Source organism: Rhodoferax antarcticus ANT.BR (assembly GCF_001938565.1).
GTDB lineage: Bacteria > Pseudomonadota > Gammaproteobacteria > Burkholderiales > Burkholderiaceae_C > Rhodoferax > Rhodoferax antarcticus.
In genome coordinates this window covers 1-12760 of the sequence record NZ_MSYM01000016.1, presented here as the reverse complement: position 1 = coordinate 12760, position 12760 = coordinate 1, and the positions used below count along the sequence as shown (strand labels likewise).

General features: G+C 57.9%; 11 protein-coding genes. 3 read left to right on the top strand and 8 right to left on the bottom strand.

Annotated elements, in window-relative coordinates; genetic code table 11:
* Window positions 1–6: 6 nt before the first annotated feature.
* From BLL52_RS14175 to BLL52_RS14155, 5 genes are all read right to left on the bottom strand, one after another.
* Window positions 7–1368 (bottom strand): FCSD flavin-binding domain-containing protein, encoded by a 1362-nt coding sequence (locus tag BLL52_RS14175; RefSeq protein WP_139313411.1) that lies wholly within the window; start codon window positions 1366–1368, stop codon window positions 7–9.
* Window positions 1365–1790, bottom strand: a complete 426-nt coding sequence (locus BLL52_RS14170) for a c-type cytochrome (protein ID WP_075587340.1) — start codon at window positions 1788–1790, stop codon at window positions 1365–1367. The genes BLL52_RS14175 and BLL52_RS14170 overlap by 4 nt, the downstream gene beginning before the upstream one ends.
* A gap of 2 nt (window positions 1791–1792) precedes the next feature.
* Complete coding sequence (locus BLL52_RS14165) at window positions 1793–3016, bottom strand: hypothetical protein (protein ID WP_075587339.1); 1224 nt, start codon at window positions 3014–3016, stop codon at window positions 1793–1795.
* A gap of 4 nt (window positions 3017–3020) precedes the next feature.
* On the bottom strand, window positions 3021–4421 hold the full coding sequence (locus BLL52_RS14160) for a c-type cytochrome (protein WP_075587338.1): 1401 nt from the start codon (window positions 4419–4421) through the stop codon (window positions 3021–3023).
* 222 nt (window positions 4422–4643) lie between these two features.
* Window positions 4644–5111 carry a PaaI family thioesterase gene (locus BLL52_RS14155; protein ID WP_075587337.1) on the bottom strand — a complete coding sequence of 156 codons (468 nt, stop codon included), beginning with the start codon at window positions 5109–5111 and terminating at the stop codon, window positions 4644–4646.
* 161 nt (window positions 5112–5272) lie between these two features.
* Here BLL52_RS14155 and BLL52_RS14150 point away from each other — a divergent pair, with 161 nt between their 5' ends.
* A complete protein-coding gene (locus BLL52_RS14150) occupies window positions 5273–6442 on the top strand; it encodes an IS4 family transposase (RefSeq protein WP_075587045.1) in 1170 nt (389 codons plus the stop codon).
* Between the two features lie 92 nt (window positions 6443–6534).
* Here BLL52_RS14150 and BLL52_RS14145 read toward each other — a convergent pair whose 3' ends face one another.
* From BLL52_RS14145 to BLL52_RS14135, 3 genes are read right to left on the bottom strand one after another with little or no spacing between them, the layout of a single operon-like run.
* Window positions 6535–7602, bottom strand: a complete 1068-nt coding sequence (locus BLL52_RS14145) for an ABC transporter ATP-binding protein (RefSeq protein ID WP_075587336.1) — start codon at window positions 7600–7602, stop codon at window positions 6535–6537.
* Window positions 7595–9265, bottom strand: coding sequence for an ABC transporter permease (locus BLL52_RS14140; RefSeq protein ID WP_198930640.1), 1671 nt, complete (start codon window positions 9263–9265; stop codon window positions 7595–7597). The genes BLL52_RS14145 and BLL52_RS14140 overlap by 8 nt, the downstream gene beginning before the upstream one ends.
* Window positions 9266–9281: 16 nt before the next feature.
* A complete protein-coding gene (locus BLL52_RS14135; protein ID WP_075587335.1) occupies window positions 9282–10289 on the bottom strand; it encodes an extracellular solute-binding protein in 1008 nt (335 codons plus the stop codon).
* Between the two features lie 116 nt (window positions 10290–10405).
* Here BLL52_RS14135 and BLL52_RS14130 point away from each other — a divergent pair, with 116 nt between their 5' ends.
* Complete coding sequence (locus tag BLL52_RS14130) at window positions 10406–11650, top strand: DUF2325 domain-containing protein (RefSeq protein WP_083633981.1); 1245 nt, start codon at window positions 10406–10408, stop codon at window positions 11648–11650.
* Between the two features lie 515 nt (window positions 11651–12165).
* A partial coding sequence (locus BLL52_RS14125; RefSeq protein WP_139313410.1) for an IS4 family transposase occupies window positions 12166–12760 on the top strand: 595 nt, incomplete at its 3' end.

Genomic DNA, 12760 nt, shown 5'->3' with positions numbered 1-12760 from the left:
TGGACCTTATGCGAAACAGTCATCGGTGAAGGTGCGCAACCAAGCTTGTTGGTAGCGCGCAGCTAACTTGATTTGTGCCGCGCTAGCTTCCAGCGGCAAATAGCGCGCCTTGTTGATGCGGGCTATCTTGCCTTCGACCACCTTGAAAACGTCGGCAACAAACAAGCCGTAGTCTTTGCCAGCCAGGGCGTAACAGGTGTTCTCCCAGAACGGCTCAGGCGCGGGGCGGCCCGCCAGCTCTTCGATGATGGCGCGGGCCGCCACCTTGGCTTGGGTGTTGGCAGCGAAAGCGCTCTTGGGCATGGCATCTGCAATGCTGGCATCACCAATCACATGCACGTTGGGCTGCAGCGTGGACGCAAAATTGCGCCGATCTACCGGGCACCAGCCGTTCTTATCGGCCAGGCCAAGCGTCAAGGCGATCTGGCCGGCTTTCATCGGTGGAATGACGTTGATCACATCGGCCTGAATGACGCCAGCCTCAATCTCGATGGTCATGTTTTTCCCATCAACCCTCAGCGGTCTGCCACCGTCCTTGCCGCGCACCCAATTCAGCATGCCCGGTTTGGCGTGCTGCTTGATCTCGACCTCTGGCGACATGGCCTTGATGTAGTCTTCTGGCAGATTGAAGTTGTAAAGCCGGTTCCAACCCAGCATCATGGTCTGGTCGGTAACAAAGCTGTCTTTCGGGTCGACGATGATGACTTTGGCGGTGGGGTTGTGTTTCATGAACCACTCGGTCATCAGCGCTGGGCGCTCATAAGGGCCGGGCGGGCAGCGGTAGGGGTTGGGCGGCGCGGCCATGACAAAGGTGCCACCCTGGCGCATACCTTGCAACTGTTTAGCCAACAGCGCGGTTTGCGCACCAGGAATCCAGCCAGAGGGCACAGCAGTGTTGGCCACCGCCTCGCTGTAGCCGGCATAGGCGTCATACAGTAATTGGATGCCAGGCGAGACGATCAGCCGGTCATAGGTCAGGATTTGCTTGCCCGCTGTGCTGACAGTGCGTGCTTGCGGATCGAACCCGGTGACGGTGTCAAATACGAAGTTGACGCCGTAACGGCTGGCCAAAGCGTCGTAACTCACGTTGAGCTCGTCCATGCTGCTGTGTTGGTTCAGCACCTCGCTGGATCCGTAGGCGCGAATGTAGGTGCGGTTTTTCTCGATCACGGTTACCCGCAGACTCGGGTCAAATATCTTCAGATATTTAGCGGCTGTGGCACCGCCAACGCCGCCACCAATGATGACAATGCGCGCGCCTTTGGCAGACGTTGCGGGCGTTTGCGCCCAAAGCGGCCAGGCAGCAGCAGACAGGAGCCCGGCACTGGCAGCCAACCATTGGCGACGTGACAAGTTCAGGGGGCTCATGGCTTGACTCCTTCGGGTAGCGGTTTCACCGCCGCAAAATAGACGGCCATAGCCTTGAGTTCAGCGTCGCTGAAAGCATGGGCCACAAGGCCCATCAGGGTGCCAGGGCGCTTGCCTTCGCGAAAGTCCACCATAGTGCGCACAAATTGCCCCTGCGGCATGCCCGCCAAGGGCATGAAATACTCGTCGCCCAGGCGACCCAACGTACCGTGACAGCCCGCACAGCTATGCGCCATCGCCTCACCGGCCACAACGGTAGACGCTGCTGGCTCTGTTATTGTTTTTGTAGCTGCTAGCCTTTGCATACTAAGGGCTAAAGGCACTTTTGGCTCAGAAGCATTAGAGGCTTGCACCAGCGCCACTGCCAGCGCGCCTGCGGTCAGCACACCCGCGCCCAGCCAGGATGAGAAAGGTTTTTTCATGATCAACGGGCCCACACAAAGAAGCCAACAGCGAAATACACCACCGTCCACACCACCAGCAGGCCAACCGACAGGCTGCCCAGGCGGTTGAGCGTCGGGCTAGGGGTGTAAATACCCTTGGTTTGCCCAGCCTGCCAGGCCACGGCGATGAGGTAACCCAGCGTGACACCGCCCAGCACCAGAAAGGTACTGAAAAACATCACATTGCTGAACCAATCCATGTTGACGCGGTAGTCCAGCGCGTCATAACCATGCGCGCCGACCAGCGTCACATAACGCAACACCTCACGCATGGCACCCACCACAATCAGCGCCACAGCACCCACGCCAAAGATGGCGTAGCCCCAGTAACCCTGATCCAGCCTGCCTTTGAGCAACAGCGGCGTAGCCACCGTAGCCAATAGCGCCAGCAGCGCGATGAAGCTCCAGGGCGAGATGGCAAACCAGGCCATCTTCTCAGGCAAAGTCGCCATCCAAACTGCACCAAACACCAGCGACACCACACCACCGATAAGCATCAGCTTTTGCGCCAGCGGGGCCAGCCAAGCCAGGTAAGCGGCATCCGGCTGGTCGCTGGCCTGCAGATAGCGCCGGTAAGCAAAAATCCAGGCGCCCACCACCGGTATTGACAGCGCGATGAAGAAGCCAAAGCGGGGCAGATTCCAATAGTGCAAAGACTTCCCGTCGGGCTGCACCACACCATTTGGCGCATACCAGCTCATCCAGCTCTCGGGAAACAGCATTTGGTTGGTCAGGCTGTGCACGATGAAACCCACACTCAGCAGCAACGCCAGCGAGGCCACCATCCAGATGCCGCCGCGGCCACCATCCGCCTCAATGTCATGGTTTTTCCAGTAAAAAACATACATTGAGATATAGCCTGCAATCAGCAGCAAGATGAAGCCAATCACCCACCAGGCCGACAGCACGTTCGACGTGTACCAAAAGGGGTCATACACCACTTGCACAAACAGCAGCGGCGCCACGCCAACCACGATCGCCACCGACACAGCTATCTTGGCCGTGGTCAGCATGGTTGCAGCCAGCCGGCGCCAATAGCGCTCGGCACTGAAGGCACCGCGCAAGGTCAGCACACCGGCACCCAGCATGACCTGCACCGCTGCCATGTGCAGTGCGAAGGTGATCACCCCCAGCACTAGGAAAACTATCGGGTGCGAGGGGACACCAGCAGGGTCGCGCAAGGCGTAAAGCATTTCTGTATTCATGGTCTTACTCCTTGGCCACCGTGGTGGGTAAAACTGCCGGAGCGGTCAAAGCGGTTTGCAATGGCTGCACACCGTTCAGAGAACTGATGTAGGTGGCCAGGGCCATGGCCTCATCGTCTTTGAGCGGAATTTGCGGCATGTACAGCGTGTTGCCGCTGGACAGGGCTGCCTGCAAGTACTCGGCAATTTCAAGCGTGGTGCTGCTGGCGGTGAAGTAGTTCTTCAAAGGCCTCATACCCGTGTTGGTAAGCGAGTGGCAGTTGGAGCAAGTAGCCAGCGCCAACACCCTGCCCGCTTCCAGGCGGTTGCTGTCGGATATGGTGCGCAGCTTGTCAGGCATGAAAACCATGGTTTTCATGAAGCCATGCGCCTCAATGTTAGGGATCTCAGACTTGATGCCCATGCCGGGTACATCGCGGCCGATCACCTGATTGGAGTACAAATACTGTCCTGCCACCCACGGCTTGCGAATGGATTCGCGGGTGACTTCTTCCGGCCAGAGGCCAAACACCAGCACCGCCACAGTCATGGCCCAGGCACCCCCCACCACCAGCGTCTTGGGGCGCAACAGCGTCATCGCAAAATAGGCCCCCACACCCACCAAGATGCTGATCACACCGGGTCTGAACCAGTCTGGCAAGCGGTTTTCCAGCACCAGCAAGGCAGTTTCAGGCAAAGTGCTAAGGTACCACTGGAACATGGCCACACCCATCGCGGTTGAGCCAATGCCCAGCCAAGCGAGCTTGCCGGCGACGTCTTTCTTGAACTGCGGGTCTTTAAACCGCGCCGCCACAATGCCACCCACCACAGCCGTCATGGTGAACATGAAGGCGGTACGCATACCCAGTTGGGCAAACGTGTTGGGGCCGTAAAAGGCGCTGAGCACACCGCCCTGCTCATACCAGTCCTGCTTGCCCGGCCACATCATGAAGCTCAGAATGCCAACAATCACCAGCATGGTGGTGTAACTGGTGAGACCGAAGATGATGGAAAGCTTGAGATAGGTTTTACCGTCAACCTTGCTGGCCAGGTAAACCAGCATGTAGACGCCAACCACCTCGATCACAAAAAACACCCACTCGGTGGCCCACATCCAGACAAAGCTATGAATCAGCGCAGAAATGCCACGCGGGCTGGCCACCGTGGTGGAGTACCAGATGCCGGGGCCAGTGATCGACCCCAAAACATAACTAAAAACCAGTAAAAACAAGCCATAACGCCGGATGAATTCCAGCAGGTCAGGCCGTTTGTTGCGGTGTGCGTAATTGGCCAGAAAGGCGAAAAAAATGGCAGCACCCACTGACGTGTGTGAGAAAAGCACGTGGATGGTGGCGATCAGCCCCACTATCCAACCGCTGCCCACGGTCGTTTCCAACCAGGTAGGGTAGAGCCCAATCATGTCCATGGCTTAATCGTCCTCGATTTGAAGACCAAGGACTGCCACTTTGCGCAGAGATGTACCGAAAAGCCGCCTTGGTACCCTTAAGAGATCAAGTTTCGTGCCAATTTAAAAAACTTGACATGACTCAATGAAAACAAGGCGTTACAGCACTTTCAATCGGGTGCAAACTTAACCTATGACAATTTTGACAGTACAAAATTGACTTGTGTCAGTTTTTGATGCGATCTAAGCTGCCGTGCCAAAGTTCTCAGGCATCTGGATCGCCACCACTTCACCCCGGGCTGTGGCCACGCCGTCGGCATAAACGGTGGCCTCCACCACCACTTTGCGCCCCTTGATCTCTTTGATGCGGCCACGAATCTCCAGCGTGACGTTGATCGGGGTTGGCTTCAAATAATCCACATGCAGCGAGCCAGTGACAAAACGGAACGACGGCTTGGTGTCCATCTCGCGGCCTTCCTGGCGGTACATGGCCGCCGATGCGGTACCGGTGCCGTGGCAGTCAATCAGTGAGGCCAGCAAACCGCCGTAGGTGAAGCCCGGAATGGCGGTGTGGTAAGGCTCGGGGGTGAAGCGGGTGACGGTTTCGTCACCGTCCCAGTAGGTCTTGATGCGGTGTCCGTGCACGTTGTTGGCGCCGCAGCCGTAGCAATGCGACAGGTTTTCGGGGTAATACTCTTGAAAGGCCTTCATGTTGTCTCCTATTTTGGATCAGTAGTGTCCCAACGTTGTCTTGTCGGAACGTTGTAAGCTCTTGATTTGGTTGTTAAATTTGGTGTTTGAGTCTGGTCTCGATTTGAACGTCATGGTGCGTCAGACTGTCGGTTTTTTGCGGATTCCCGCCCCAAACCGTCATGCACAAAGGCACGCTCGTATTTGCGCAACTCATGCTGTACCTTCCACTGAGCACGTTTCGTCGCTGTGTGGCCGATCACAACGGCGAACACAAGGTCAAGGACTTCTCGTGCCTGGACCAATTCTTCGCCATGGCATTTGCGCAGTTGACCTACCGCGAGTCCTTGCGCGACATCGAAGTCAACCTTCGCGCTCAGGCTCGGCGGCTGTACCACATGGGCTTTCGTTGTCAGACGATATCGCGCAATACGCTGGCCAATGCGAACGCGACACGCCCATGGCAAATCTACGCCGACTTTGCACAACACCTGATTGGTTTGGCACGTCCCTTGTATGCCACGGAGCCGTTCGGACTGGAACTCGACGCGGCGGTTTACGCGTTCGATGCCAGCACCATTGACCTGTGCCTGTCGGTGTTTGCATGGGCACCATTTCGGTCGACCAAGGCGGCCATCAAGCTGCACACGCTGCTGGATTTGAGGGGCAACATCCCCAGTTTCATTCACATCACCGACGGCAAGACGCACGAGGTCAATGTGATGGACGATCTGGTGCTGGAGCCGGGCGCGTTTTACCTGATGGATCGGGGCTACCTGGACTTCGCAAGGTTGTTCGTGATTCACGAGGCGCAAGCCTTCTTTGTCACCCGCGCCAAGAGCAACACCAAGTTCAAGCGACGTTACTCGCATCCGGTGGACCGCGTGGGTACTGCAGTGCTGTGCGATCAGACCGGCGTGCTGACAACCTATCAGTCGAGCAAGGATTACCCCGCGACCATGCGCCGGGTGGTGGTCAAGGACGACAGCGGAAAACGGCTGGTGTTTTTGACCAACAATTTCAGCTTGAAGCCCGAGCTGATTGCCGATCTTTACCGCCAACGCTGGCAGGTGGAGTTGTTCTTCAAATGGATCAAGCAGCACTTGCGCATCAAGGTGTTCTTTGGCACCAGCGAGAACGCCGTGAAGACGCAGATATGGATTGCCATATCGACATATCTGCTCATTGCCATCGCAAAGAAACGCTTGCATCTTGATGATCACAGCCTGTACGAAATTCTACAAATCCTGAGTCTGTCCATGTTTGAAAATATCCCAATAAATCAACTGCTTACGCCACCATCGAAAAATCCCGTGTCGGATTTCGAGTCAAATCAGCTCGCTCTCCTCTGAAGAACGTTGGGACACTACTGATTTTGGATAAGAAGATTATGGCCTGCGATCCCAGCCTCCCCAACGCGCAGCCGGGGCTCCAAAACCCATGGTCAACCGCGTCGAAACGCCACCACATGGTCAGCAGACAGGCGCACGCCAATCTTCTCGCCCACCGCGTGGTTGTGATGCGACGGCACCAGTGACAAGGCGCGCTGGCCACTGGGCAGTTTGAGCGAGTACAAAAACGCCGCCCCGCGAAAGGCCTTGTTTTCCACCTCGGCCAGCAGGGGGCTGTCATCGTCGTGAACGATGTCGTCCGGGCGCAGCAGCACATCCACCTGGCACTGGTTGGCACACCCCCGGCAGCCTGTGGGGTTGCATTCGGGCGGTACAAAGCCATCAAGCACGCCCAATTCGGTTCTGACCTGATGGCTGTTGAGCACCTCCCCGGTTAGCAAAGCGCCCTGCCCCACAAAGTCCGCCACAAAACGGTTGGATGGCAGGTGGTACAAGTTGTACGGGGTGTCCCATTGCTGGATGCGGCCCTGATGCATGACCCCAACCCAGTCGGCCAGCGCAAAGGCCTCATTCTGGTCGTGGGTGACGATCAACGCGGTGGTGTTTTCGCGCTTGAGAATATCGCGCACCTCGATGGAAAGGCGTTCACGCAGTTCCACGTCCAGGTTGGAGAACGGCTCATCCATCAGGATCAAGCGGGGGCGCGGTGCCAGCGCCCGCGCCAACGCCACCCGCTGCTGTTGGCCGCCCGAGAGTTGATGCGGGTACTTGTCGGCGTGTGAGGCCAGCCCGACCAGGGCTAGCAGTTCATCCACGCGCGCTTTCGCTGCGGTTTTGCTAGCGCCATGCAACCCAAAACCGACGTTGCCCGCCACGCTCAGATGCGAAAACAGCGCGTAATCCTGAAACACCATGCCGATGCGGCGTTTTTCTGCCGACAGCATCTGGCCCGGACGACTCAGCACCTCGCCCGCCACGCGGATGTCACCGCTTTGAATCGGCTCAAACCCGGCAATGCAACGCAGCGCGGTGGTTTTGCCGCAACCCGAAGGCCCCAGCAGGCAACCAATCTCGCCCTTTGCCAAGCTAAAACTCAAATCGCTGATGATCTGGCGCGTGCCATACGCCTGCGAGACTTGTTGCACCACCAGTTCAATCATGCCAATGCGCTCCACGCCGGGTCAATAAAAGGACCGGCACCATGCCCACCAGCACAATCGCCAGTGATGGCAGGGCTGCGCGCTCCCACTCACCTTCCGAGGTCATCTCAAACACCCGTACCGCCAACGTGTCCCAGCCAAAAGGGCGTGTCATCAGGGTGATGGGCATCTCTTTCATGATGTCCACAAAGGTGAGCGCTGCGGCCGTTTGCAAGCTGACTTTCAACAGCGGCCAATGCACCCGGGCCAGCAATTGCCGGTTGGCCAGGCCCAGGCTGCGCGCCGCTTCATCCACATTGCGGGTGACACGCTGCAAGCCACTGTCAATCGGCCCGAAACCCACCGCCAGAAAACGCACCAAATAGGCCAGCAACATCACTAGCAGCGTGCCCCTGAAAATCTCGGTGCCTGCAAACCCAAACCAGCTGCGGCCCAGGTCGATCAAGGCGTTGTCCAGCGCCGCCACCGGAATGAACAAACCCACCGCCAGCACTGCGCCGGGAAAGGCATAGCCTAGCGTGGCCAGGCGTTGAATCCACACCATGCCGGCGCCCGGACGTTGCCGCCCGGCATACGCCAGCAGCAAGGCAAATGCTATTACTAACATAGCTCCTAGCGCAGACAGCATAAGGGAATGAAGCGCAAATGACCAATAACGTGCGTCCAGATCCTGCGCTGCGGTGCTCCAAGTCCAGAGCACCAGTTGGGCCACCGGGATCACAAAGGCCAGCAGCAATACCACTGCGGCGTAGCCCAGCGCCAGCCAGGCGCGCGCGCCAGTCAGCGCAATACGCCTTGAGCCTGCGCCGCGCCCCACCGCGCTGAAGCGCATCTGCGCCCGGGAACGCTGCTCGATGACCACCGCGATGAGCACAAACACAATCAACACAGATGCCAGTTGCGCTGCCGCCGGCAAGGAAAACAGGCTGTACCAGGCTTTGTAGATGGCGGTGGTAAAGGTGTCGTAATTAAAAACAGCCACCGTGCCAAAGTCGGCCAGGGTCTCCATCAGTGCCAGCATCATGCCCGCCGCAATCCAGGGCCGCGCCATCGGCAGTGCCACCTTAAAAAACCCCTGGGTTCGCGACAAGCCCAGCGACTGTGCGGCTTCCAGCGCCATGGCGCCCTGGGTGGCAAAGGCGTTTTTGGCGATCAGGTAGACATACGGGTAGAGCGCCAGCGACATCACCGCGATGACACCACCGCGTGATCGGATCTCCGGCAGGCCAGTGATGCCCCAGCCATTGCGCAGCCAGCTTTGCAGTGGCCCACTGAAGTCCAGCAGGTCAATCGCCACAAAAGCCGTCACGTAAGCAGGCAGCGCCAAAGGGAGCAGCAATGCCCAGTCCAGCACGCGCCGCCCGGGAAACTCACACATGGCCACCAGCCACGCCAGCGACACCCCAAGCACAGCAACGCCAACACCCACACCCAACACCAGCCAGAACGTATTGAGCAGCAACTCTGGCAAGACAAACTCGGCCAGATGCGCCAAAGTATCGCCATCCACCTGGGCAAAAGACGAAAAACTGACCGCCACCGGTACCAGCGTCAAGGCGGCCACCAGCGCCGCCACTAGCCGCCAACTGTCAAGGCGCAGCCATTTGGCAGGCACCCGGCCAAAGCCAGGCCGGGCAGCAGTGGCTAAGACGCTGTCAGACACCGTGTCACCGGGTGATTTACTTGTAGCCTGCCCGGTCCATCAGCTTGACCGCTTGGATTTGCAGGCTACCGGCCTCTTTCACGTTGATCTGGTTGGGCTTGAAGCTGCCCCACGCCGCCACTGCGTCGGAGGGTTTGACGCGCGGGTTGACCGGGTACTCCATATTGTTGTCGGCGTAGAGGTTTTGCGCCTTCTCAGACGACAGCCACTCGATCAGCTTTTGTGCGCCCATCGGATTCTTGGCATGCCGCGTGACCCCTGCGCCGGAAATATTCACGTGTACACCGGCGCCTTTGCTGCTCAGATTCTGGTTGGGCCAGAAGATGGCCAGCGGTAGATTCGGGCTCTTTTCCATCAGGCGACCGAAGTAATAGGTGTTGACCACGGTCACGTCGCATTGCCGATTCGCCACGGCTTCCATGGCTTTGGTGTCATCCGGAAAAGGCGCAGTAGCCAAGTTATTGACCCAACCTTTGACGATGGCCTCGGTTTTGGGCTCGCCGTGCTCGGTGAGCATCATCGCCACCAAGCTTTGGTTATAGACCTTCTTGGAGGTGCGCAGGCACAGGCGCCCCTTCCATTTGGGGTCGGCCAAGTCTTCGTAAGTGGACAGGTCGGCAGGCTTCACCGTGTTGGTGTTGTAGACGATGGTGCGGGCCCGCACCGACAGGCCAAACCACTCGTTAGCCGGGTCGCGCAAGTGCGCCGGCACGTTGTCCTGCAGTGTTTTGGAACTGATCGGTCGCAACAACTCCAAGTTGGAAGCCTGCCAGAGGTTGCCGGCATCCACCGTCAGCAAAATATCAGCCGGGGTGTTTTGCCCTTCGGATTTCAGCCGCTCCATCAGCGGGCCTTCACCGCCGGTGATGAACTTGATCTGCACGCCCGTGTCGCGCGTGTAGACGTCAAACAAGGGCTTGATGAGTTGCTCATTGCGGGCGGAATACACCACCACCTCTTCGGCCCAGACGGGCAATACCGAGGCAGCAAGCACCAAGGACACAAACAATTTGCTAACTTTCATGGAAATAGGCCTTTTCAGGTTGATTGGATTGATTTAAATCATACCATGAATGATAATGATTACCATTGCACAGCTTCTTTTCGTCCACCCCACCCCCTTCTTGCGAGCAAAAAACCATGTGCCACAGTCAACAGACTCAGCTGCCAGCCCACGACGCAGATGTCCAGCTTGCCGCAGCGCAGGTGCCCCAAGCAGCGGCTTGCCTGAGCACCGGTTCCAGGCGCCGAAGGTTGTGGGAGTTGCCTGAGCGCGCCCACTGTCCGGTGGTGGGCGTCTGTCTGCCGATGCCCATCTTGCGCCGTGTCGCGGAGAAAACCTTTCAGGGCCGCAACATTGACACAGACTACGGCCTGCACTCCGGCGCGGTGAGTGAATGCCGCAAACGCACCGTGCTGGCAGACGGCATGCAGCGCGAGCTAGAAAAGCGCTACGCCATGCAACTGCGTCAAGCGGCACGGCTCAAACAGGTGGAAGCGCTCAGTGACTGGTGGGCGCAATGCGCCACCACAGACCTCGCAGGTGCCCTGTGGGCCACGCTGACACACCCACGCTGCACCCCAAAGCTGGAGGCCCAGATTCTGGCCGAAGTTCATATGCTGCAGCACCAGGTGGGAACAACACAACCTACCGACAACCAACGGCTTCATCAGCTGGCACAAGACAAAACCCAGCTGGCAGCGGCGCTTGCGCAGGCGCAGGCGCGAACGCAGCAGGTCAGCCGCGACAGACATGAGCGCCTGCAGGCACAACAGCGCCAGATCGCGCAGCTGAAAGCTGAGTTGACCGCCCGCGATAGCACGGTCAAGCAACTGCGCGAGACCGTACAGACCCTGAGCGCAACAACAAATTCAGTCTGCCAGCGCAACCAGGCCAACGAGGTGGCACTGCAAGCCCAACGCATCAACGCCCTAGAGCGCAGCCTGCAAAACACCGAACACGAGTGCCAGCGGCGCGGCCGCGTGATAGACGCCCAAGCCGCGGCATTGCGCGGCCATGCCACCGCAGAAAACCCCGCCCGGCAGCCTGTCGCCAGCGCCACCAAAGAAGCCATACGGTTGGAAAACCGCGCCGTACTGTGTGTCGGCGGACGCACCGCCAGCGTGCCGCATTACCGACACATCGTGGAAAGCACCGGGGGCCGCTTTTTGCATCACGATGGCGGAGAAGAAGAAAGCCTGACCAAGCTGGACAGCACTTTGGTTGCTGCAGATCTGGTGATTTGTCAGACGGGCTGCATCAGCCACAACGCCTATTGGCGCGTCAAGGACTACTGCAAACGCACCGGCAAGCAATGCGTTTACGTTGAGACGTCCGGCACGACAGGCCTCAAGCGCGCCCTGACGTCTTTATCAAATCAATAGCTGTAACCCCTTTGTTTGCAGGCGACAAGCTCGAATCTTGGTGCTAACTGCGGGCAGCGCTTGAGCACTTGAACGCATGCGAGTAACCCAAGCTATTTTTTGGATCGTGACTCTTTAAACCACAAAGTAACCACACAGTTTTTATGTGAAAACCATTCGCATTTAAAATGAACTTTTAATCTCAAAGGAGCAGCGCCATGACAACATTACTTATCTTGGGCGGTAGTGCCTTTCTGGTTTTGACCGCAAGTGCTTGGGTTTTTCACAAACCCTTGTGAGCCGACTCCGGCGAGGGCTAGCGGTTGGCGCAGTTAAACGTCTTTTTGTCGTCCAGCCCTCATGCGTTGAGGGCCTACAGCTATCTATTTGATATCAGTAGTGTCCCAACGTTGTCTTGTCGGAACGTTGTAAGCTCTTGATTTGGTTGTTAAATTTGGTGTTTGAGTCTGGTCTCGATTTGAACGTCATGGTGCGTCAGACTGTCGGTTTTTTGCGGATTCCCGCCCCAAACCGTCATGCACAAAGGCACGCTCGTATTTGCGCAACTCATGCTGTACCTTCCACTGAGCACGTTTCGTCGCTGTGTGGCCGATCACAACGGCGAACACAAGGTCAAGGACTTCTCGTGCCTGGACCAATTCTTCGCCATGGCATTTGCGCAGTTGACCTACCGCGAGTCCTTGCGCGACATCGAAGTCAACCTTCGCGCTCAGGCTCGGCGGCTGTACCACATGGGCTTTCGTTGTCAGACGATATCGCGCAATACGCTGGCCAATGCGAACGCGACACGCCCATGGCAAATCTACGCCGACTTTGCACAACACCTGATTGGTTTGGCACGTTCCTTGTATGCCACGGAGCCGTTCGGACTGGAACTCGACGCGGCGGTTTACGCGTTCGATGCCAGCACCATTGACCTGTGCCTGTCGGTGTTTGCATGGGCACCATTTCGGTCGACCAAGGCGGCCATCAAGCTGCACACGCTGCTGGATTTGAGGGGCAACATCCCCAGTTTCATTCACATCACCGACGGCAAGACGCACGAGGTCAATGTGATGGACGATCTGGTGCTGGAGCCGGGCGCGTTTTACCTGATGGATCGGGGCTACC

Excerpts from the sequence above, each read along its gene's own strand:
- BLL52_RS14175 (WP_139313411.1), bottom strand. The coding sequence starts at position 1,368 with ATGAGCCCCCTGAACTTGTCACGTCGCCAATGGTTGGCTGCCAGTGCC.
- BLL52_RS14170 (WP_075587340.1), bottom strand. The coding sequence starts at position 1,790 with ATGAAAAAACCTTTCTCATCCTGGCTGGGCGCGGGTGTGCTGACCGCA.
- BLL52_RS14165 (WP_075587339.1), bottom strand. The coding sequence starts at position 3,016 with ATGAATACAGAAATGCTTTACGCCTTGCGCGACCCTGCTGGTGTCCCC.
- BLL52_RS14160 (WP_075587338.1), bottom strand. The coding sequence starts at position 4,421 with ATGGACATGATTGGGCTCTACCCTACCTGGTTGGAAACGACCGTGGGC.
- BLL52_RS14155 (WP_075587337.1), bottom strand. The coding sequence starts at position 5,111 with ATGAAGGCCTTTCAAGAGTATTACCCCGAAAACCTGTCGCATTGCTAC.
- BLL52_RS14150 (WP_075587045.1), top strand. The coding sequence starts at position 5,273 with ATGCACAAAGGCACGCTCGTATTTGCGCAACTCATGCTGTACCTTCCA.
- BLL52_RS14145 (WP_075587336.1), bottom strand. The coding sequence starts at position 7,602 with ATGATTGAACTGGTGGTGCAACAAGTCTCGCAGGCGTATGGCACGCGC.
- BLL52_RS14135 (WP_075587335.1), bottom strand. The coding sequence starts at position 10,289 with ATGAAAGTTAGCAAATTGTTTGTGTCCTTGGTGCTTGCTGCCTCGGTA.
- BLL52_RS14130 (WP_083633981.1), top strand. The coding sequence starts at position 10,406 with ATGTGCCACAGTCAACAGACTCAGCTGCCAGCCCACGACGCAGATGTC.